Source organism: Brevundimonas sp., assembly GCF_035627475.1.
Taxonomy (GTDB): Bacteria; Pseudomonadota; Alphaproteobacteria; order Caulobacterales; family Caulobacteraceae; genus Brevundimonas.
Window position 1 is genome coordinate 63,325 of the sequence record NZ_DASPLR010000021.1, and the last position, 21,715, is coordinate 85,039.

Annotated in this window: 17 protein-coding genes and 1 pseudogene; 4 read left to right on the plus strand and 14 right to left on the minus strand. The window is 69.6% G+C overall.

Annotated features, from left to right (window positions below):
* Nucleotides 1–84 precede the first annotated feature (84 nt).
* Nucleotides 85–867 carry a hemerythrin domain-containing protein gene (locus tag VEA62_RS05085; RefSeq protein ID WP_324819265.1) on the minus strand — a complete coding sequence of 261 codons (783 nt, stop codon included), beginning with the start codon at nt 865–867 and terminating at the stop codon, nt 85–87.
* Between VEA62_RS05085 and VEA62_RS05090 the strand changes: the two genes are divergently transcribed.
* Nucleotides 836–3,076 carry an adenosylcobalamin-dependent ribonucleoside-diphosphate reductase gene (locus VEA62_RS05090; protein ID WP_324819268.1) on the plus strand — a complete coding sequence of 747 codons (2,241 nt, stop codon included), beginning with the start codon at nt 836–838 and terminating at the stop codon, nt 3,074–3,076. The genes VEA62_RS05085 and VEA62_RS05090 overlap by 32 nt on opposite strands.
* A 357-nt stretch (nt 3,077–3,433) precedes the next feature.
* On the opposite strand, the gene VEA62_RS05095 is transcribed toward VEA62_RS05090, so the two are convergent.
* The 13 genes from VEA62_RS05095 to VEA62_RS05155 form a co-directional block, all read right to left on the minus strand.
* The gene (locus VEA62_RS05095; RefSeq protein ID WP_324819271.1) at nt 3,434–4,636 is read right to left on the minus strand and encodes an alginate export family protein; all 1,203 of its coding nucleotides are present in this window, start codon (nt 4,634–4,636) and stop codon (nt 3,434–3,436) included.
* Nucleotides 4,637–4,708: 72 nt separating this feature from the next.
* Nucleotides 4,709–5,749 (minus strand): copper-containing nitrite reductase, encoded by a 1,041-nt coding sequence (nirK, locus tag VEA62_RS05100; protein ID WP_324819274.1) that lies wholly within the window; start codon nt 5,747–5,749, stop codon nt 4,709–4,711.
* A gap of 342 nt (nt 5,750–6,091) precedes the next feature.
* Nucleotides 6,092–8,152: a TonB-dependent receptor family protein gene (locus VEA62_RS05105; RefSeq protein WP_324819278.1), complete on the minus strand. Its 2,061-nt coding sequence runs from the start codon at nt 8,150–8,152 to the stop codon at nt 6,092–6,094.
* Between the two features lie 160 nt (nt 8,153–8,312).
* Nucleotides 8,313–8,642, minus strand: a complete 330-nt coding sequence (locus VEA62_RS05110) for a chorismate mutase (protein WP_324819282.1) — start codon at nt 8,640–8,642, stop codon at nt 8,313–8,315.
* Nucleotides 8,639–9,544 (minus strand): ubiquinone anaerobic biosynthesis protein UbiV, encoded by a 906-nt coding sequence (gene ubiV / locus VEA62_RS05115; protein ID WP_324819284.1) that lies wholly within the window; start codon nt 9,542–9,544, stop codon nt 8,639–8,641. The genes VEA62_RS05110 and ubiV overlap by 4 nt, the downstream gene beginning before the upstream one ends.
* Nucleotides 9,541–10,533: a ubiquinone anaerobic biosynthesis protein UbiU gene (gene ubiU / locus VEA62_RS05120; RefSeq protein ID WP_324819286.1), complete on the minus strand. Its 993-nt coding sequence runs from the start codon at nt 10,531–10,533 to the stop codon at nt 9,541–9,543. The genes ubiV and ubiU overlap by 4 nt, the downstream gene beginning before the upstream one ends.
* 1 nt (nt 10,534) lies before the next feature.
* On the minus strand, nt 10,535–11,050 hold the full coding sequence (gene ubiT / locus VEA62_RS05125) for a ubiquinone anaerobic biosynthesis accessory factor UbiT (RefSeq protein WP_324819289.1): 516 nt from the start codon (nt 11,048–11,050) through the stop codon (nt 10,535–10,537).
* On the minus strand, nt 11,047–12,819 hold the full coding sequence (locus VEA62_RS05130; protein WP_324819292.1) for a pyridoxal phosphate-dependent decarboxylase family protein: 1,773 nt from the start codon (nt 12,817–12,819) through the stop codon (nt 11,047–11,049). The genes ubiT and VEA62_RS05130 overlap by 4 nt, the downstream gene beginning before the upstream one ends.
* Nucleotides 12,820–12,883: 64 nt before the next feature.
* The gene (locus tag VEA62_RS05135) at nt 12,884–13,333 is read right to left on the minus strand and encodes a YbaN family protein (RefSeq protein WP_324819295.1); all 450 of its coding nucleotides are present in this window, start codon (nt 13,331–13,333) and stop codon (nt 12,884–12,886) included.
* A 50-nt stretch (nt 13,334–13,383) separates the two neighbouring features.
* The gene (locus tag VEA62_RS05140; protein ID WP_324819298.1) at nt 13,384–14,565 is read right to left on the minus strand and encodes an NnrS family protein; all 1,182 of its coding nucleotides are present in this window, start codon (nt 14,563–14,565) and stop codon (nt 13,384–13,386) included.
* Between the two features lie 75 nt (nt 14,566–14,640).
* Nucleotides 14,641–16,923: a nitric-oxide reductase large subunit gene (locus VEA62_RS05145; RefSeq protein ID WP_324819300.1), complete on the minus strand. Its 2,283-nt coding sequence runs from the start codon at nt 16,921–16,923 to the stop codon at nt 14,641–14,643.
* 132 nt (nt 16,924–17,055) lie between these two features.
* Nucleotides 17,056–18,420, minus strand: a complete 1,365-nt coding sequence (gene hemN / locus VEA62_RS05150; protein WP_324819302.1) for an oxygen-independent coproporphyrinogen III oxidase — start codon at nt 18,418–18,420, stop codon at nt 17,056–17,058.
* A gap of 26 nt (nt 18,421–18,446) precedes the next feature.
* Complete coding sequence (locus VEA62_RS05155; RefSeq protein WP_324819305.1) at nt 18,447–19,136, minus strand: alternative oxidase; 690 nt, start codon at nt 19,134–19,136, stop codon at nt 18,447–18,449.
* 114 nt (nt 19,137–19,250) lie between these two features.
* On the opposite strand from VEA62_RS05155, the gene VEA62_RS05160 reads away from it, so the two are divergent.
* From VEA62_RS05160 to VEA62_RS05170, 3 genes and pseudogenes are all read left to right on the plus strand, one after another.
* On the plus strand, nt 19,251–20,771 hold the full coding sequence (locus VEA62_RS05160; protein ID WP_324819307.1) for a PAS domain S-box protein: 1,521 nt from the start codon (nt 19,251–19,253) through the stop codon (nt 20,769–20,771).
* Nucleotides 20,761–21,366, plus strand: a complete 606-nt coding sequence (gene fixJ / locus VEA62_RS05165) for a response regulator FixJ (RefSeq protein WP_324819309.1) — start codon at nt 20,761–20,763, stop codon at nt 21,364–21,366. Before VEA62_RS05160 ends, fixJ begins: the two co-directional genes overlap by 11 nt.
* A gap of 85 nt (nt 21,367–21,451) precedes the next feature.
* Nucleotides 21,452–21,715 (plus strand): annotated as a pseudogene (locus VEA62_RS05170) (5-aminolevulinate synthase); the annotation flags it as partial.

Sequence of the window (21,715 nt, forward strand, 5' to 3'; positions counted from 1 at the left end):
GGAGGATTTTCGAGAGCATTGACCTGGACCTTCAAGATGAATGCGCGAGACATTCGCGCTACAGTCCGTTTCTAGGCTTTCCCGTCACCTGAACATTGCGTGTGAACAAACACCCGCCTCCGTACGATCCCGGATGTGGGGAGCGAATAGTTCATGTTCTTCCATGCCGATCAGTTCGCGGATGTCGAAATCGATCTTGCGGCAGAGAACGTACAGGACCCGCCACTTCATGCATGCGTCCGCGGGCGCCTTGAAGGCGCAGGTCACGGCGGACAGCAGGTCCAGGCGATCGCGGATCGAGGCGTGTTCACGCGCCATGAAGCGCACGGCGGCGTCCGCCTGCGGGCTGCCGGACAGCAGCAGCGGGAAAACGACCGCGTCCTCGCGCTGCTGGTGAAGCTCAAGCGCCTCCAGCAATCCCATCAGCCGGTCCGAAAGGCCGTGGGGCCATCGGTCGTCGGCGGCGTGGACCCTCTCGCAGGCGGTGGCGAGCGCGACGGCGTCCGCGATGATCTCCAGCAGGACCTGGTGATAGCGGCTCCTGATGCGCCCGATCATGCCGGCGGCATCGGGCGGCGGCGTGCTCTCGTCGTCCTGTAGCCGGGCGAGGCTGTCGGCCAGCGCGCGACGGTCAACCTTGTCGCAGTCGACGATTCCCCAGCGCGTCAGGGAGTCGCAGTCGGGAGAGGGAATCAGCTCGAGACGCCGGGATTGCGGCCGCATGGGCTTTTCTCCGTGATGCGTCCCCATGCCGTCAACGAAGCGGACCGTCGTTGCGCTCGGACAATCTACCGCCGGCCGGAATCGGGGAGCCTCGGGGAGAAGGAGATTCCCCATGGCGTTCGACAACCCGCTGGCGGCCGACATCTGGTCCAGCAAATACCGCTTCAACCCGAGCGACGGCTCCGGAGACGATACGGTCGAACAGACCTGGGCCCGGGTGGCAGCAGCCGTCGCTGAGGCCGAGGCGCCCAAGGCCCGGCGTCAGTGGCGCGACCGGTTCGCCGAGGCCCTGTCCGACTTCCAGTTCCTGCCGGCCGGCCGGATCATGGCCGGGGCGGGCACCGGCCGGGCCGTGACCCTGTTCAACTGCTTCGTCATGGGCACGGTGCCGGATGACCTGAACGGCATCTTCGAGGCCGTCCGCGAGGCCGCCGTGACCATGCAGCAGGGCGGAGGCGTGGGCATGGACTTCTCTACCATCCGCCCGTCGGGCGCGCCGGTGAACGGCGTCGGGGCGGATGCCTCGGGCCCCCTCAGCTTCATGGACGTGTGGGATTCGATGTGCCGGACGATCCTGTCGGCCGGGCAGCGCCGCGGCGCCATGATGGGCTGCCTGCGCATCGACCATCCGGATATCGAGGCCTTCATCGACGCCAAGCGGGATCCGGCCCAGCTTCGGAACTTCAATGTCTCGGTGCTTGTGCCCGACGCCTTCATGCGCGCCCTTGAGGCCGGCGCGGACTGGCCGCTGGTCTTCGGCGGCAAGACATACCGTACGGTGCCGGCGCGCGAGCTGTGGACCCGGCTGATGCAGGCGACCTATGACGTCGCCGAACCCGGGGTGATCTTCATCGACCGGGTCAACGAGCGGAACAACCTCGCCGGCATCGAGACCATCTCGGCGAGCAATCCATGCGGCGAACAGATGCTTCCGCCTTATGGCGCCTGCCTGCTTGGGTCGATCAATCTGGCGCGGCTGGTCAACAATCCGTTCGAGCCGGGCGCGGCCCTGGACGAGGAGCGGCTCGCCGAACTGACGCGCGTCGCCATACGATTCCTCGACAACGTCATCGATGTTTCCCGCTTCCCGCTGGAGGCCCAGGCCGAGGAGGCCCGTTCGAAGCGGCGGCTCGGCCTCGGCGTGACCGGACTGGCCGACGCCCTGGTGTTCTGCGGCGTTCCGTACGGCGGCGACGAGGCGGCGGAAACCACCCGACGCTGGCTCGGCGTGATCAAGCGCGAGGCCTATCGCGCCTCGGCCGAACTGGCGGCCGAGAAGGGCCCCTACCCGCTCTACGATCCGGCCGTGCTGGACCGGCCGAACCTGGTCGAACTCGACGAGGAGACGCGGGCCCTGATCGCCCGGCATGGGCTGCGCAACGGCTGTCTGACCTCGATCGCGCCGACCGGGACCACGTCGCTGATGGCCGGCAATGTCTCGTCCGGAGTCGAGCCGGTGTTCGCCTTCGCCTACACGCGCAAGGTGCTGCAGCCCGACGGGTCGAAGCGGGAGGAAGCGGTCGAGGATTACGCCCTGACGGTCTGGAAACGGCTGCACGGCGACGCCCCGCCTCCGGCCGACTCCTTCGTCACCGCCCAGACCCTGACCCCGGCCGCGCATCTGCGCATGCAGGCGGCGGCGCAGGCGATGATCGACAGCTCGATCTCGAAGACGGTCAACTGTCCGGAGGACATCGCCTTCGACGACTTCGCCGACGTCTACGTCGAGGGCTGGCGGCTGGGCTGCAAGGGCCTGACCACCTACCGGCCCAACGCGGTCACCGGCTCCGTGCTCTCGGCCGCACCGGCCGCGGAACCGGCGACGACGCCTCCGGCCGAAATCCGGCTGAGTCCAAGGCCCGAGGCCCTGACCGGCTCGACCTACAAGATCAAATGGCCGGACAGCCCGCACGCCGTCTACGTCACCCTGAACGACGTCGAGGGCCCCGACGGGCCGCGGCCGTTCGAGATCTTCGTGAACTCCAAGAACATGGAGCACTACGCCTGGACCCTGGGCCTGACGCGGATGATCTCGGCCGTGTTCCGGCGCGGCGGCGACGTGTCGTTCGTCGCCGACGAGTTGAAGGCGGTGTTTGACCCGCGAGGCGGGGGCTGGCTGAACGGCCGCTATGTGCCGTCGCTGCTGGCGGCCATCGGCGGGGTGATCGAGCGCCACCTGGCCCGGGACGCCGAGGTTCGCGCGGAGCATGCGCCCGCCGAAGCCGCCCCTTCGGCCGCGCCGGCGATCTCGTCGAGTTCGAAGGCCTGCTGCCCGCGCTGCGGCACACCCGGCCTGGTGCGCAAGGAGGGATGCGACACCTGCTTCGAGTGCGGCTATTCGAAATGCGGCTAGGTTGGTCGCCCGGGGCCGCTCGAAGGACGCGCCGTGGCACTGTTTTGCGAATACGGGGCGCCAACAGCGCCAAACCGTGCCAACATCGGAGTCCGCCAGCAACATCCGCCAGTTAGCGGGCGGCTCCGATGGCGCACGGCCCGCGGGCCGCGCCAGCTTCCGGGCAACCGTGCCAGATTATCGGAAATTCTTCGCCTGAGCGCCGCTGGAACCGCCGCGCTCCCATCCAGATTTTCAAAGACCCGCGCAGCCCCGAGACACGCCCGACTCACATGGGACCCGGTTGTCGCCGATCAAGGGGCGGACAGGAATATATTCCGTCACCGGGGTCGCGCCCGGGTCGAATGACGCCGTGTGTCAGTAGCGATACTCAAGGCTCAGCCAGCCCTTGTCGGCATCGCCGAAGGCGGGATGGTCATCCTCGAAATGCGCCGCCTTCAGCTCGACGGACCAGTGGGGGTCGATCGGCAGGGCTGCTGACAGATCCAGCTCGCGGCCGAGATCGAAGGCGCCGTCGGCGTCGTGGAAGGCGTGCGCCTCCGCGGTCAGGCGAAGGGTGCGGCCCCAGGCCGGCATGTTGAGGTGGCCGCGCAGGAACAGGTCGCGGACCCCGAAGGCCGGCGTGGTGGTGATGACGTCGGACCAGCCGAGGAAGCCGTGGCCCGTCCCCAGCGGGGTCTGGAAGCCGGAGACCCCGTCGCCGTCGAACCGCTCGTAGCCCATGCCGGCCGACCAGCGCGGTGTCTGAACCCCGACGGCCGCGGCCTGGAAATCCAGCGAATAATCGGCGGGATTGGACCCGTTGTCGGACTGGACCGCGTATTCGCCGGCCCAGGTCAGCGACAGGTCGCCCGTCATCGGCCGTGAGCCGGCCAGACGCGCGCCGATCGTGGTCGACGACTGAAGCGGCGCGTTATCGAGATCGATGGCGAGGCCGAATCCGCTGAGTCGCCCGACGGGCGTATCGGTCTCGGCCTGCAGCAGGTGGATGTCGCCACGCCAGACTCCCTGGGCATGCTCATGGCCGAGCGGCCGCTGGACCCGGTCGGAATAGATCCAGGTCAGGGCCAACGGCTTTAGCGCGCTGGTCGTGACCCGAACCGCGTCGAAGGTCTGTTCGTTCTGGCGCCAGCCGACGTTGCCGACGAAGCGGCTGTTGCCCACGATGAGCCGTTGGCGGCCGACCGTGAGCTCGGTGGCGGGCAGGCCGGTCCATCGCACCTGCGCCCGGTTCAGTTCCAGGGTCTCTCCGTCCGCGACGGCCGGGCGGCCAGGGACCGGATCGACCGGGGCGGAGTAGCGGTCGTCGAGGACGGCGATCCCCTCCCCTTCGACGAGCAGCTGCAGGCCGTGCGCCGTGGGCGACCGCCAGCCGAGCCGCGTCCTCAGGGTCAGGGCGTGGGCCTGATCCGTGAATCCCTGCTGATCGACCGTCTCGCTGCGCAGGCGCGTCTCGAACAGGATGCGCGCGCTGGTGTCGTCCGCCGTGGCCTGGGCCAGGGCCGAGGCGGGAATCGCCGCCAAGAGAAGCGCCAGGGCGGCTGCGCCTGTCTTCGCCATCATCGTCTCTCCCCCAAAACAAGGGCCGCCGGAGGTGCTCCCCCCGGCGGCCGGCGTCGCAAGCAGGCGCGACTAGTGTTCCATGTGGTTGTGGGCGTCCGGAGCGCCGCGGAAGATGTCCGGGTTCTGCGGACCGGTGACCTCGATGATGCCGGCGGCGCCACGGTCGACGCGGCTCAGGGCGTGGTCGACCATGATGTAGTTGCCGGGAACCTCGAACTTCAGGTCCACCACCGTTGCGCCGCCCGGGGGCACCAGCACGGTCTGGACGTCCGTGACCGGAGCGCTGGTCAGGGAGGCGTCGCGATACACGCGCTCGAAGATTTCGCCGATGACGTGGAAGCTGGAGATCTTGTTGGGACCGCCGACGCCGAAATAGATCCGGGCGGTGTCGCCGACCTCCGCCTTGAGGGCGTTCTCTCCGGTCAGGGCCTTGAAGGCCCCGTTCATGACGTAATAGGTCGGCTGTTCGTCGAGCAGTCGTTCGACGCTCTCGGTCAGCAGGCCCGGCGTGCCCTGGTCCTCCACCGTATAGATCTCGCCCTGCATCACGTAGAACTCGTGGTCGACCGCCGGCAGGCCGCCTTCCGGCTCGACCAGGATCAGGCCGTACATGCCGTTGGAGATGTGCTGGGCCACCATCGGGGTGGCGCAGTGGTAGACATAGAGACCCGGCTGAAGGGCCTTGAAGGTGAAGGATTTGGTCTCGCCCGGGTTGGCGCTGGTCGCCGCCGCCCCGCCGCCGGGACCCGTCACGGCGTGGAAGTCGACGTTGTGCATCATCACGCTGTTGGCGGCGTTGGTCATGTTGACCTCGACCGTGTCGCCGACCCGCACGCGGACGAAGGGTCCGGGCACCTTATTGTTGTAGGTCCAGTAGGTGTAGCTGGTCCCGTCCTCCAGCCGGCCGATCACCTCGGTGGTTTCGAGGCCAATCACATGGTGGCGCGGGCTGGCGGCCGTCAGGGGCGCCGGCAGGTCGGTGGCGCGGCGGATGATGTCGACGGCCGGCGCCGGGGCTGCGGCGTCGGCTTCCTGGGCGGAGACGACGGCGGGGGCCCCGACAGCCAAGGCCAGAACGGCGGCGCTGGAGAGAAGTGCGAAGAGTTTCATGTTCATTCCCCGGGGCCCTCTGCGGCCCCAATGGGGAGTGGTCTAGGAGCGCCCCCCACGGGCGACTTTGTGCGGGAACAATGTTCCGGCGGCGTGCGACGGGCGGCCGCGAGAGACGGACGAGCGCTACCCGGCGCGTCTTATTTTATGTTGTATTATCAATCTGTTACGAGACGTTCCGGCCGCATCGACAAAGGCTCCGCTCCATTCCCTAGGGGTTCTTACGGAGGGCGGTTTCGGGGACGGACACGGATGAAAAAACCCGCGGGCGCGAGGCCCGCGGGTTGAATGCCCCTCCCCGCCCGAGACGTCCAGGCGGATCGACGCCGGCTGGCGAGGCGGTCAGAAGCTCGAGCGAAGGCCGACGAAGGCGCTGCGCTCCTCGCCGGGCCAGAACACGGCCGTGGAGGCGACGCGGGCGTCGGTGACGGCGCTGGCGTTGGCGATGTAGCGCTCGTCGGTCAGGTTGCGGGCGTCGAGGAACAGTCTGACCCCGGGTGTGACGCTCCAGGTCGCGTTCAGCGACCAGACGGCATAGCCGGGCGACTTCAGCGTATTGGCGTAGTCGACCCAGCTATCCTTCGGCGTCCACTGCACCGACGGCGCAATGGACCAGCGGCCGGCGCTGTAGCTCAGTTCCGCGTGGTAGTGGTGTTCCGGCACGACGGGCAGCCGGCCGTCACCGTAGTGGGGATCGCCGTCGAACCGCAGGTCGGCCCAGGCATAGGTCTGGTGCAGTTTGAGTCGGCGCTCGCCGTCCTGCCAGATCGTCCAGTCCAGACCAGCCTCGAGACCCTGGTGCACGGTGTCGCCGGCGTTAAAGGTGGCGGCGGGAATATCCGGCGCCGTGAGGAAGGTCAGCAACTCGTTCTCGACCGCCATGCGATAGAGCGCCACGTCCCATGACAGCGGACCCTTGCGGCCTCGCGCGCCGACCTCGATCGTCCAGGCCTCCTGCGCCTCGACGGGCACGAAGTCGGGATAGGGCGTCTGCACGAGGGCCGAGAAATGCGGCGGCTCGACCGAGCGGGTGAGGTTGGCGAACAGCTGCCGTCCACCGTCGTCTTCCCACAGAAGGCCGATGCGGGGTGCGAACCATTCGAAATCCTTCGAGGCGTCGCGGGCTGGGTTCAAATGGTCGGAATAGTCGCGCGTGGCGTGGCCCCAGCTGCCGCCAGCGACCACCGCCAGCCTTTCGGTGACGAACAGCCGCCCCTCGGCGAAGGCGTCGATGGCGGTGGCGCGCTGGGTGTTGTCGCCGGTCAGGGCGCCGCGTTCGCCGGCGTTGTTCTGGAAGGTCAGGCCGTCCAGCCGGCCGTCGCGTAGCCAGGCGCCGAGGAACAGGTCGGCGTTCAGCCCGCCGAGCTTGCCGGTCCAGTCGAACCGGCCAAAGGCGCCGACGTTGCGGCTCTGCTGGTCGATGACGACCGAGATGGGGTGGTCCAGATCCTTGAGCGCGCCATAGACGCCGCCCTCGAAAGTCCAGGCCTCGCCCAGACGCCAGCGGGTCTGGACCGAGCCGCGCAGGGAGGTCATGTCGCGGCGGTAGTCCTTCGCCACATTGGCGGCCACGGCGGCGGTCGGGTCGTCCAGCGCCTGCGTCAGGGTCAGGGCGCCGGGGATTTCGTTCTCGATGTCGGCGGCGCTGAGCAGCATCCGGACCTCGCGGTCCTCGCCGAACTGGTGGCCGAGGTTCAGGCTGAGGCGCTGAGAGGCCTGGGCCGAATGATCGCGGTACCCTTGGGCGCCGAGCACCGAAACCCCGGCCCAGAGGTCGGTGTCGCCCCACTCGCGGGCCAGCTCGCCGTGGGCGCGCCAGGTCCCGAACGAACCTGTCTCAAGCCGGACCTCGTTGCGGTCGGGGGCGTTGCGGCCCGTGGGGGTATTGAGCTGGATCGCCCCGCCCATGGTCGCGCCGCCGAAGCGGATGGCGTTGCCGCCCTTGAACACCTCGATGTAGCGGGCGCTCAGCAGGTCGATCTCCTGGAAGTCGCCGAAGCCGTCGGCCTGGTTGAAGGGCACGCCGTCCTGGGCGAGCACCACGCCGCGGTTGTGCGACGAGTTGCCGACGCCCGAGCCCCGGATCGACAGCCGGACCTCCTCGCCCCAGCGCTTCTCGGCATAGACGCCGGGCACGGCGTGCAGGGCGTCGCCGAGGTGCATCGCCAGATGGTCGGCGTACTGTTCCCGGCTGACCACGGCCACCGCGCCGGGGGTCTCCTGCGCCTCGGTCCGGGCGCGCGCCGCCACCGACGGATCCATCGGATCCCGCCGGCCGGTGACAACGACGTCGGCGACGACGACCGGCTCTTCGGGCGCGGCCAGATGGGCGACTTGGGCCGCGTCCTGGGGCGCCCCGGCGGCCAGCAGCAGGGCGGCGGCGGAGACGGTGGAGAGAAGCATGGCGGTTCCGGAAAAGCAGTCCGGCCCGGAGCGGGCCGCGCCCCCAATTGGGGCTCCGCCGTTCCATCCTCCTTGCGCTGACGCAAGGCCCCGGCTCCGGAATTGTACGGCGCCGAGCTGCGGCGAAAACGCCCGAACGGCGCCGCTCGGGGCGGGAGGCTCAGGACGGGCCGTCCTCGCAGCCGCAGCAACTGTCCCGGGGCGCTTCCGGGCGGGACCGCAGCCAGGCCGCCTCATGATCGGCGCAGCGCTCGACCAGCAGACGCCAGACTGGCTCGGCGATGGCGCTCGACAGGCCGGCGAGGCCGGCGGCCTGCAGCACGTTCGCCAGGACGGCCTCGACCCGGTCCGGGTCGCGCACCCTGGCGGGATCCCCCTTCAGGCGGGCGATGGCCTCGACGAGGCGCTGGCGGCGCGCCAGAGCTTCGACCACATCGCGGTCCAGGGCGTCGAGCTCCGTCCGCAGACCGGCGAGATCGCGGCGGGTCATGACGGCGCCCCGACGGGCCGGAGTCCCGCATCGCCGCGGAGATAGCCGCCGACGAGCGCGCCCGGCGGGCCGGATGCGACGATCCGGGCGGCGAGTTCGGCGGCGTCGATGCGGCCGTCCGCCCGGTCACGCAGGGCCGAGGCCACGGCGACCATGTCGGCCGTGTGGGGCGACAGCCGCAGGGCCGTTACGCCGGCCGCCTTCAGCGTCGCGGGGCCCGCGTCGACCAGCTGCACGCCATGCGACAGGGTCTGCACGCCGTTGACGGCGAGGAAGTCGCGGCCGTCCAGCGTCTTCAGCGCCAGGCCGTCGGGGTCGCGGTCGCAGATGAACTGGCAAGCGTCCTTGTGCAGGCCGTGGTGGCGCGCGTGGTAGCAGCGCCCCGACAGCGCCAGCGGCAGGCGGCCGAAGGCGAACAGCTCGATCTCCAGCCCGGGGCAGGCCGCCGCGACGGCGGACACGGCGTCCAGGGAGAGTTCGACATTGGCGCACAGCCGCACGCAGCCGCGGGCCATGAGCTCGCGTGCGGCGCCTTCGTTGTAGACGTTAAGCAGCGGACCGGCCACGAATGGCCCGGTCCGGCCGCGCAGGGCCGAGATGTCATTGATCTCGATCAGCATCTCCTGTTCGGCGGCGAGGACGGCGATCGACTTGCGGTCGCGCCTGAGAGCCGGGAGGCCCAGGGTCGACCAGACCACCGTCTTGCCCGCATGGGTCAGCCGTTCGGCGGCGTCGGCCAGGGCGGCGTCGAGGAGGGGCGCACGCTTTCCGCACACCACCTCGCCCAGATAGACGCGGTCGACCGGCGCCTCGTCGGCGACGCGGGCGTAGAAGTCGCGGATGCGGTCGGGCGCCCAGTTGAACAGCAGGGGTCCGAGGGTCAGCTGGATCGGATCGGTCATCGCCATGTCTTCCGGTAGGCGCCGGCGGTCTCGCGGCCGCCCTCGGCGAGATCGGACAGCAGTCGCTCGAACGGTGCTGGATCGACGCCCTGGTCCAGTGCGTCGATGGCGGCCCTGAAGGCGGAGGCGACCCGCGCCACATAGGCCTTGCCGCGCTGGCGGCCCTCGACCTTGACCGCCGTGACGCCGGCCCGGCGCAGCGCCGCCAGCAGGCTCATGGCGTTCAGGCTGACCGGATCCTCGAACAGGTAGGACAGGCCGCCATCCACATCGAACCGGCCTTTGCAGAGGGTCGGATAACCGGCCGGCTCGCCGGGCGCATAGCGGTCGAGCGCCAGCCCCCCGAGGCGGGAGACCAGCGCCCCCTCCTCCTCGGTGTAGGTGACCGCCTCGGGCGGCGAGCAGACCCCGCTAAGGTTCGGCGAGCGGCCGGTGACGTAGGACGACAGGGCGCAGCGGCCCTCGGCCATGACGCACAGGCCGCCGAAGACGAAGGCCTCGGTCTCGACGGTGATCTCGCGCATCAGGGCCGCGATCTCCTCGACGCTGAGGACCCGGGGCAGCACCACCCGCTTCACGCCATAGGCCTCGGCGTAGAAGTCGATGGCCTCGGGCGAACCGGCGGCCGCCTGGACCGACAGATGCAGGCGCAGGCCCGGGTGAGCCTCGCGGGCGTGCGCCAGGACGCCGAGGTCGGCGACGATGACGGCGTCCACTCCGGTCCCGGCGGCGGCGTCCACCGAGGCCCGCCAGCGGTCGCCGGCGCCGGCCCTGGCGAAGGTGTTCACCGCCAGCAGAACCTTGGCGCCGTGGTCATGGGCCCAGGCCACGCTGTCCCTCAGCTCGGCCGGCGAGAAGTTCAGCCCGGGGAAGTTGCGGGCGTTGGTGTCGTCGCGCAGGCCGCAATAGACGCTGTCGGCCCCCGCCTCGATCGCCGCGCGCAGCATGGCGGGCGAGCCCGCCGGACACACCAGTTCGATGGACCCCATCTCAGAGCCCCTCCGCCGGCCGCAGCCGGTTCAGCGCCCCGGACAGGCCCGCGTTGAGCCGATCCCGAAAGGGCGGCCCGACCCCGAGCAGATCGGCGAGCGTCAGTTCGGCGGCCTCCAGCGTATTGTGCAGGGCCACCACCGCCCGGGTGTCGCCGTCGATGCGGATGCGTCGCGAGAAGAACGCCGAGTCGGCGTCGCAGCGGCCGTCGAACAGCGCCAGCAGCGTCAGCAGAGGTCCGGAGATGCGCGCGGCGCGGGGCGTCTCGTCGGCGGCGCGGATCACCTGGACATCTCCGGAGCCGCCTCCGGGCCTGAGGCGGAAGGCGACCGGAAGGTCGCTCGGGGCAACGATGAAAGTCACGTCGCCGGCCTCGCCGAGCCGCTCGAAGACATCGGGCCGGCGGCGCGCCACGCGGCGCAGGGCGAGGGTCAGGAGACGCTCGGCCGGATGTCGCAGGGCCATCAGGACGACGGCGGCGGCCCCGCTTCGCCGTGGCGCGGCGCGGCCGGTCACGCCGCGGCCTCCAAGGGGCGATCCAGGCTTTCGCGGACCAGCGCGATGAACGGCGGGAACAGCGCCTCACGAAACTCTGGAGCCGCCCAGTACGGATTCATGAACACGCAGCGGACCAGCACCATGCCGGGCGCGTCGACGACGCCGCCGAAGCCATCGACATGCCGCGCGATCGCCGCCGCATAGTCGGCGCCGAGCGTGGTCTTCGAGACCGAGAAGTCGGGCGAGTGGTGGATCAGATCGAACAGGGCCGCGGTGCGGGCATTGGCGCTGGAGAGGGATTCGCCCTGCCCTGCCACGGAGAAGCAGACGATGTTGGCGTCGGCCGGCCGCAGGAACCGAACCTCCGGCACGGCGGCGCCGAGAGCGGCCTCGAAAGCCTGCCGCGTCCGCACGGTCTCGGCGAGAAGCGCCCCCAGTCCTGACGGGCCGAAGCCGATGGTCCGCCCGCTCAGCCAGGTGGCCGCCGCGCCCGCCGCCGAACGCGAACCCTCAAGCGTTGACGACCATTTGCCGTCGCCGAGCTCCGGCCGGTCCAGATAGGGTGCGTCGAAGGCCGAGACGGCGTAGCGGGCCGTGTCCCGGGTCAGGAAGGCGCCGCAGGCGTAGGGCACGTAGCCAAGCTTGTGCGGGTCGATGGTGACGGAGTCTGCGCGGCGGATGGCCCGCAGCGCCGAGACGCTGGCGGGCGTGAGCACCGCTTCGTCGGGACCGCCGGGAATGGCGCACAGGAAGCCGCCATAGGCCGCGTCGACGTGCCGCCAGATGTGCAGACCCCGCCCGGCTTCCAGGCGCTCGAGCCGATCGTGCACGACGTCGATCGGATCGATCTCGCCGGTTTCCGTTGTCCCGGCCACGCCGACGACCATCAGCACCGGCCGGCCGGCGGCCTCCGCCCGCAGGATCAACCGTTCGAGATCGTCCACGTCGAGCCGCCCCTCGGCGTCGAGGTCCACCGCCCACAGGGACTCCTCGCCTAGACCGAACAGGTTGGCGGCCTTGGACCAGGAATAGTGCTTGTTGCCCGGGACCAGCAGCACGGGCCCCTGATAGTCACGGCCGGAGGCACGGCCTATCCGGCGCCAGATATCGGCGGGCACGCCGACCGCGGCGCTGTAGCGGCGCAGGACGGCGTCGGTGAGGTCGTGCTCGATCCACAACGCCCGAAACCGATCCCAACCCATATGGGCGGCCGCGAAGACATCGAGGGGTTCACCGGTCTTCTCGGCGACGTAGAGGCCGAGGCTGAGCCAGTGGTCGAGGCGGTAGCGGGCCCGCCAGACGGCCTCGAAATTGGCCACCGTCCCTCCCGAGGTGAAATGGCCCTCGGCCGTGGCCGGATCGTAGCCGACCATGTCCGCCAGCATGGCGATGGCTTGCGCCTCGATCACCGTTCCGACCTTGCTGGCCTCGCGCGAGGTGTTGTTGGGATTGTGCAGCATGGCCGCCAGCCAGCCCAACACGGCGGGCAGCGACACCTCGGCCTTCATGTGGCCGATGTAGCGGGGCGTGTAGGTCGGGGTCTCGGCCGTCAGCGTCTCGCACAGCTCGGCCAGCTCCCGGGAGAGTATCTCGCGCCGCTCAAGCCGTTCGGGCGACAGCCGGTCCGATGGCCGGACCAGGCAGGGATCGTCGGCGAACAGGCGCTTGCGCCAGTCGAACCACTGATCCAGCACGGCCTGGAATTCCCCGCGCACCCAGGTCTCGTTTTCCGAGCGGGGACCGGGGAAAAGGGCTCCGGCGATGACGGCGGCAGGGGCAAGGGTCATGGCGTCTCCTGCGGGATAGGTCGCACCCGGGGACAGCGGCGTCGTTGTCGGCGGGCAAGCTCGCTCAGGACGGGCGGGTCAGAATCCAGCCCCCGACACAGGCCAGGACCAGGCCGGCCGCGACCGTGACGCCCAGGCCAAGGCCGGCGGCGTGGACCATCGCGGTGCTGGCGGGCAGGCTGGCCACGGCGACCGCCTTGGCCCCGCGCGGTATGGCGCGCCTCTCCTCCCAGTTCTTCAGCGCCGGCCCCAGCCGGGGATGCACGCGCAGCCACGCCTCGAGGCGCGGAGATGAGCGCGCAAAGGACCAGGCGGCGACCAGCAGAAAGGGGGTGGTCGGCACGATGGGCAGGGCGACGCCGGCGATCGCCAGCGCCGTCGCCGCGAGACCCAGGGCCCTCAGCGCCAGCCGTCGGTCGCCGGGCGCCGGGGGCGAACACTGGCATTCGCCGTAGCAGCACAGATCGGTCGGGCAGGTTGCTTGATCGCAGCAATTGGAGGCCGGGCGGGTCATGGATGACGGCTCGCACGTCCCCGGCGCCGCGGCCTTGCGCGAGGGCAATTTCACAGTGACCGCCGCCACAGCATCGGCCCGTAGGAGAGGACGAAGCCGGCGAAGGCCAGAGCCCACAGCGTCGCCGAGACCGCCAGCAGGATCACGGTCCACTCGCCGAGGAACGGGGCCGACACCCTCACCAGGGCGGCCGACAGGATCAGCAGGTAGATGGCGATGGTCGAACGGTCAGCCACCCGCGGCCGTCCGGTATGCCCCCGGGTGGCCCGGGTCATGATGGCCAGGGTCTCGACGCCCATGGCGCCCGTCGTCAGCGCATGGACGCCGGCGGTGAACGGCACGGCGTCCGGAACCAGGGCCGACAGGCCGAGCAGGATCATCCCCGCGCCGAGCCAGGCGTAGCCGAGATGAAGGATCCAGACGAGCGGTTCGGGCCGCGCCAGCCAGCCGCGCCAGCGCGCCAGCCGGGCGAGGTTGGAGACTCCGGCCAGGGCCATGGCCCCGCCGGTCAGCGGCGACCAGGGCGCGGCCACCCAGCAGACCAGCGCCACGCCTGTCAGGGCCAGCACGGCGGCGTCGAACAGGTTGAAGGCCGTCGGGCCTTTGGCGATCCCCCGCGCGGCGGTCCAGTTTCGGGTGAAGCTGGGGGTCACGCGACCCCCGATCAGGGCGATCAGGCCGGTCACGACCGCCACGGCCCCTCGCTCGGCGCCGGGGCCGAACAGCGGGATCACGCCGCGCAGGTGAAAGGCGATGTTGGCCGCCGCCAACATCGTCACCAGCAGACAGACCGGGAGATTGCGCGCGTTCTTCGCCGCCAGGACCTCGCGCCAGATCAGTCCGGCGAAGACGACCAGGAAGGCGCTGTCGATAACGGCGCCGACAATGCCCATGGAAGCCGGGAGGAAGCCCGCGGCCCGGCCTGCGGCCCACAGCGCGAACAGCCCCGCCAGTTTCAGTCCCGTCACCGGCAGGCGGCCAGTCCAGTTGGGCACGGCCGTCAGCAGGAAGCCGGCGATGACGCCGGCCAGATAACCGAACAGCATCTCGTGGATGTGCCAGAGACGGCCGTCCATGGCTCCGACGGTCCCGTCGCCGAGAGCCATCGACGCCACCCAGACCGGGACCGCGATGGCCGCCCAGACGGCGGAGAACAGGAAGAAGGGCCTGAAGCCGAAGCTGAAGACGGGCGGGCCGGAATAGGCCCGGATGGACTCGGCTGACGACGCCACGGTGATGCTGTCCTTACAAAAGCGAATGGGCGGGGAGAGGCGCGAACCCCTCCCCGCCCGACGGTCGCGCAGGGCCTATTCGGCCGGCAGGGCGGCCGGCTCGGCGACGGGCTCCGCCACGGGGCGCGGTTTGAGACCCCCGATCACGAGCCGCGCGGCGAAGATCGCCAGGGTGACGGCCCCCGCCCCGAAGACCACGTCGCCGGGCACGCGCATCCACACCAGGGTCTGGACCAGCGGCGAGTGGATCACCGCCGGAGAGCGGGCGTACCACATGCCGTGCTCGATGCTGGCGAAGGCCTGGACCACGCCGACCGGCAGCAGCGACAGGAACAGCATCATCGCCAGTCCGCCGTTGAGCAGCCAGAAGGTCCAGGCCAGCAGGGTGTCGCTCCACGCCTCGCGCCGCGCCAGGCTGCGGAAGCAGAACAGCAGCAGCCCGATCCCCAGCATCCCGTAGACCCCGAACAGGGCCGCGTGGGCGTGGGTCGCCGTCGTGTTGAGCCCCTGGATGTAGTACAGGCTCAGCGGCGGGTTGATCATGAAGCCGAAGACGCCGGCGCCGAGCAGGTTCCAGAAGCCGACGGCCACGAAGAACAGGATCGGCCACTTGTAGGCCTTGACCCAGGGCGCGGCTTTGGTGTGCCGCCAGTTCTCGAAGGCCTCGAAGCCGACCAGGGCGAGCGGCACGACCTCGAGGGCCGAGAACACGGAGCCGATGGCCATCACCGAGGTCGGCGTGCCGGCGAAGTACCAGTGGTGGGCCGTGCCCAGCACGCCCCCGGTCATGAAGACGATGGTGCCGAACACGACCGCGACGTTGGCGACCATCGCACGGACCAGACCGAGGCGGACGAACAGCAGACTGATCACCGCCGTGGCGAACACTTCGAAGAAGCCCTCGACCCACAGGTGGACCACCCACCAGCGCCAGTACTCGACCATGCTGATGTGGGTGTGTTTGCCCCACATGAAGCCGGCCGCGTAGAACAGGGCGATGGCTACGGTCGACAGGAACAGGATCACCAGCACCGGCTTGGCCTGGGACTTCTGCCGCAGGGCCGGCCAGAGGGCGCGGGTGACCAGCACCAGCCAGAGGATCAGGCCCACGAACAGCAGGCTCTGCCAGAACCGTCCGAGGTCGATGTACTCCCAGCCCTGGTGGCCGAACCACCAGTTGGTGTCGAGGTCGAAGATCTGTTGCACGCCGAACCATTCGCCGGCCATCGAACCGAGCACGACGAAGACGAGGGCGACCCACAGGACGTTGACGCCCAGCGCCTGGAAGCGCGGTTCCTTGCCGGACACGATGGGGGCGATGTAGAGGCCCGTACCCAGCCAGGCCGTGGCGATCCAGAACACCGCCAGCTGGGTGTGCCAGGTGCGGGTCACGGCGTAGGGAATCCATTCCGAGATCGGAATGCCGTAGAAGTCGTGGCCCTCGACCGAATAGTGGGCGGTGACGGCGCCGAGGCCGACCTGCAGCAGGAACAGGGCGATCACGGTGAGGAAATACTTGCCGGCGGCCTTCATCGACGGCGTCGGCTTCATGCCGAGCAGCGGATCGCCCGTGGGCGGCTCCAGATGCTCCTCCTTCGGCTGACGGGCGTGCCAGAAGACCAGGGCGGCGACGCCGAAGATCAGCAGCAGGACGCTGGCCACCGACCAGACGATGTTGGCCGGGGTCGGGACGTTGTCGATCAGCGGCTCGTGCGGCCAGTTCGAGGTGTAGGTGATCGTGTCGTCCGGGCGCTCCGTGCCCGCGCCCCAGCTGGCCCACCAGTAGTAGGCGGCGATCTGGTTGCGGCGGCCTGCGTCCGGCACGGCGTTATTGGCGATGGCATACTGCTCGCGCAGCGATTCGAGCGCCGGATCGCCGCTGAACAGGGCGACGTAGTGCGCCTTGACCTCGCGCATGGCGGCGGCCCGGTCGGCGGAAACGGTGATCGTTTCCGTCCGCGGGTCGTAGGTGTTGGTGCGCATCTCGCGCTTCACCCGGGCCTTCAGCGCCGCCTGCCGCTCCTCGTCGAGGCTGGCCCAGGACTGGCCGAAGTCGCGCTGCGACCACATCTCCAGCAGGGCCATGGTCTCGCGGTGCAGCTGGTCGGCCGACCAGTCGGGCGCGACGTAGCCGCCGTGTCCCCAGACCGAGCCGACCTGCTGGCCGCCCATCGACTGCCAGGCCAGCTGGCCGGTCTGAATGTCGTCCCGGGTCAGCAGAACCGTCCCGTTGGTGTCGACGACCTGCGCCGGTATCGGCGGCGCCTGGCGGTTTATCTCCCGTCCCATCATCCCCAGCACGGCGAACGAGGTCGCCATGATCAGGGCGAGGACGATCCAAAGTCTCCTGGTTGTCATCTCGCGTATCCTTGCGGCCGCGCGGGATATCCCCGGGTTCGGCCAGTTGAAGCTTCCATCCGTCGTTCATGGTGACCGGACGTTGTGCGCCGACAAACTCGGGAATTCCCCCAGTGGGGATTGTCCCGGAGGTCACACCGCCCGGGCGTGCCGGCTCGCGGCGAGCGGTAGACGGGCGTCGAAACAGGCCGCCACGACGCGCATCACGCGATGGGCCTCGGCCGGGATCCGGATGACGCGGCCGCTGACCACGCACAGGCCGTCACGCTGCAGCCGTCCGGCGGCCACGATGGAACTGTCCAGGGTCGCGTCGGCGAAGCCGTGGGCCCGGCAGACCGCCGCGACATCGACGGTGAGGTCGCACATCAGCCGCTCGATCACGGAGGCGCGCAACTCGTCCTCGGCGCTGACAGGCAGGCGCCGGGCGACGGGCAGGCGTCCCGCCTCGACCTCGCGCGCCCAGGCGTCCGTGGCCGTGGCGTTCTGCACGAACCCCTCGGCGAAGCGTCCGATCGACGATGGACCGATCGGGACGAGCACCGGGGCCGGATCGTCGGTGTAGCCCTGGAAATTCCGCCGCAGCCTTCCAGCCGCCGCCGCGACCGTCAGCGGGTCTTCAGGCAGGGCGTAGTGATCCAGTCCGATGCGGACATAGCCGGCTGCGCGCAGGGTCTCGTCGGCGGCCTCGGCCTGGGCCCAGCGGCCGTCGCCGTCGGCCAGATCGGCCTCCTTGATCATCACCTGGTGCTTCTTCATCCACGGCACGTGGGCATAGCCGAACACCGCCACCCGGTCGGGCCGCAGGGTGATGGCCGCCTCGGTGGAAGCCGCGACATTCTCCGGCGTCTGTCCCGGCAGGCCGTACATCAGGTCGAAATTGATCGCGGAAACGCCCACCTTGCGCAGCCGCTCGTTGGCGGCGGCGACCATGTCGAAGGGCTGGATGCGGTTGACCCTGGCCTGGACGTCGGGATCGAAGGTCTGGACGCCGAGGCTGGCGCGGGTCACCCCCGCCTCCCCCGCCGCGTCGATGAAGGCCTCGGTCAGCATGCCGGGGTCGAGCTCGGCCGCGACTTCGGCCCCGGGCCGCAGGGCGAACCGCTCGGCCATGCGCCCGACCAGGGCCTTGAAGTCCTCGGGCGAGAGGGCGTTGGGACTGCCGCCGCCGAAGTGAAGATGGGCGGCCCCGGCGTGCGGGCCGATGGCGTCGGCCCACAGATCGACCTCCAGCATCAGGGTCTGGAAGAAGGCCCTGACCCGATCGTACTCGTGGAAGACGCTGGTGGCGCAGCCGCAGTACCAGCACAGCCTCTTGCAGAAGGGCACGTGGACATAGGCCGAGATCGGCTGGTGGGCGCGGGTGGCCGCAAGCCACGTCCGGGCTTCAGCCTCCCCGACGGCGGGCTCGAAAGCGACCGCCGTCGGGTAGCTGGTGTAGCGGGGCAGGTTGCGCCCGGCGTGGGATCGCCAGGCGGCCGGCAGGGGGCGGAGCGGCATGCGGGATTCCCGGTCGTCGTCCGCCGCTACGCCGCCGCCTTCCAGGCGGGCTGCAGTTCGACGTGCGGCGGGCAGGGAGCAACGGCGATCGGGGCGGCGCCGCACAGTTCGTTGGCGAAGCCGTGGTTGACGTCGCGGTGGTGGGCCTCGTCGGCGCGCACCACCAGCACCACGTCGCGCAGGGTCGCGTCGGCCGGCAGGTTCCAGTAGCGGCGGGCGATCTCCGGAGCCGCCACGTTCTCGCTACGGCCCTCGTCGATCTCGGCGAGGTAGTGGGTGTAGCTGATGACGGCCTCTTCCTCGAAGTAGCCGACCACCCGGTGCGCCGTCTTCGCGGACACCAGATAGAGTCCGAAGAAGAACAGGTAGAAGACCCATTGCACCGCGATGACCACGAAGCGTTCGAACAGGGTAGGCTTGCACACCTCGATGAAGGTCATCAGGTGCATCCGCTCGTTCTCGGCCTCGTCCATCAGGGTGCGGATCCAGCCGTTGTCGTCCTTCATCCGGCGCAGGGCCTTCAGATGGTTCAGGGTCGCCCCGACCATTCCGGGCACCGCCGCGACGGTCTCCAGCACCACGGCGCGGTGGCCGTAGCGTTTGGCGAAGAAGGTGTCGGCGAAGAATCGCAGCGCCTTCACAAAGCCCCACGCGGTCCGGTCAGACAGACCCCTGGGCGCATGGTGGACGGACAGGTCAACGAGGGGAGCAATCATAACTACATCCGGAAACAATGACTTGGGGCCGGCGGCCCGATGGCGGTGAACTAGGCGTCGGGGACGGCTGGTGAAATTCGGGTCTTTCACCTACGGGATGTTGCGGAGGCGATGATGACGACGACCCCGACGGACGCGCTTGAGACCCGCAGGGCCTGGGACTGGATGCTGGCGAGCCGCCACACCGGCCTGGGGCTCGCCGCCGCAGTCCTCGGGGCCGCCGGCGGTCTGGCGCTGCGCCTGGCGGCGACGCCCTGGCTCGAGGATCGGCTGGCTTTGTTGTTCTTCGTCCCGGCCGTGGTCGTGGCCGCAGCGCTTGGCGGCGCCGTCCCGGGCGCGGTGGCGACGGTGCTGGGCTTCGCCTGCGGACTCTACGTCACCTGGTTCACGGGCGTCCTGTCGCCGGGCGACCTGGCCGGTGCGGCGGTGTTCATCCTGCTGGGCGCGACGATCGCGGCCGGCGGCGAGGCCTTCCAGAACATGCGGTCCCGCGCCGTCGCCGTGAACCGCGACCTGCGGGCGCGCGAGGCGCACCTGCAGTCCATCCTCGCGACGGTCCCGGACGCCATGGTCGTCATAACCGAGCGCGGCATCATGCAGTCCTTCAGCCATGCCGCCGAACGCCTGTTCGGCTGGACCGCCGACGAGGTGATCGGCCGCAACGTCAAGATGCTGATGCCCGAACCCTATCGGGAACAGCACGACGGCTATCTCGACCGCTATCTGACGACGGGAGAACGGCGGATCATCGGCGTCGGCCGCGTCGTGGTCGGCGAGCGCAAGGACGGTTCGACCTTTCCGATGGAGCTGGCGGTCGGGGAGATGATCTCGGGCGACCAGCGCTTCTTCACCGGCTTCGTGCGCGACCTCAGTGAGCGCCAGCAGACCGAACAGCGGCTCCAGGAGCTGCAGTCCGAACTTGTTCACATTTCGCGGCTCACCGCCATGGGCGAGATGGCCTCGGCACTGGCGCACGAATTGAACCAGCCCCTGTCGGCCATGGCCAACTATCTCAAGGGTTCGCTGCGCCTGCTCGACGCGGAATCGATCGCCCGCGACCGGCTGCGGGACGCCATCCAGAAGGCCGGAGACCAGGCGTTGCGGGCGGGCGACATCATCCGCCGCCTGCGCGATTTCGTCGCCCGGGGCGAGGCCGAACGCCGCGTTGAAAGTCTGCCGAAATTGATCGAGGAAGCGAGCGCCCTGGCCCTCGTCGGGGCGAAGGAGCACGGCGTGCGCGTGCTGTTCCGTTTCTCGCCGGAGATCGACCTGGTGCTGGCGGACAAGGTCCAGATCCAGCAGGTCGTGCTGAACCTGATCCGGAACGCGATCGAGGCAATGGAGGAGACGAAGCGCAAGGTGCTCGAAATCCGCATCGATCCCGCAGCGGACGAACATGCCCTGATCACCGTTGCCGACACCGGCTCGGGCATCAGCCCCGAGATCGCCGACCAGCTGTTCCAGCCGTTCGTGACCACCAAGCGCACGGGCATGGGCGTCGGCCTGTCAATCTCGCGTACCATCATCGAGGCCCATGGCGGCCGTATCTGGGTCGAACCGAATCCGGGCGGAGGCACCCGATTCTGCTTTACCCTGCGTTCAGTTGGCGAAGAGGAACTCTACGATGGCGAATGAGCCGATCGTTCATGTGGTCGACGACGATCCCGCGATCCGGGATTCGCTCGCCTTCCTGCTGGATACCGCCGGGCTGGTTTCCAGGACCTACGAGTCGGCCGCGGCCCTGCTGGCGTATGCGGACAATCTGGCGGCAGGTTGCATCGTCACGGATGTTCGCATGCCCGACATGAACGGGCTGGAGATGGTCCGGCGGCTGTCCGAGATGGGTGTGCGCCACCCGGTCATAGTCATGACCGGACACGCCGACGTGCCGCTGGCCATCGAGGCCGTCCGCGCCGGGGTCAAGGACTTCATCGAGAAGCCCTTCGACGACGAGGCCCTGCTGACGTCGATCCGGGCGGCCCTCGCTGACCAGGCGGGCGCCGCCGAGCGCGAGGCCCAGGACGTAGAAGTGAGGGATCGACTCGCCTCACTTTCGACCCGCGAACGCCAGGTGCTCGACGGCCTTGTCGCCGGCCGCGCCAACAAGGTGATCGCCTACGACCTGGAGATCAGCCCCCGCACGGTCGAGGTCTACCGCGCCAACGTCATGACCAAGATGCAGGCCCGCAGCCTGTCGGAACTGGTGAGGATGACGATCCTCGCCGGATAGACCCTCCTGCGATAGGGGTTTCCCGGAGGTGACGCGGGAGGCCGCGGGTGGGAGGAGAAGGCTCACCACAGCGGGAACTCACCTGATGTTCGACTACAAGGCCGCATTCGAGACCGCCGTGGAGCAGGTCAGGCGCGAGGGGCGCTATCGCGTCTTCGCCGACCTGAAGCGCGTGCGCGGCCAGTTCCCCAGGGCCATCCGCCGCCGTGAGGACGGCTCGGAGCAGGACGTCGTGGTCTGGTGCTCCAACGACTATCTCGGCATGGGCCAGCATCCGGCGGTGCTCGAGGCCATGCAGGCCGAGATCGACCAGGCCGGGGCCGGGGCCGGCGGCACCCGCAACATCTCC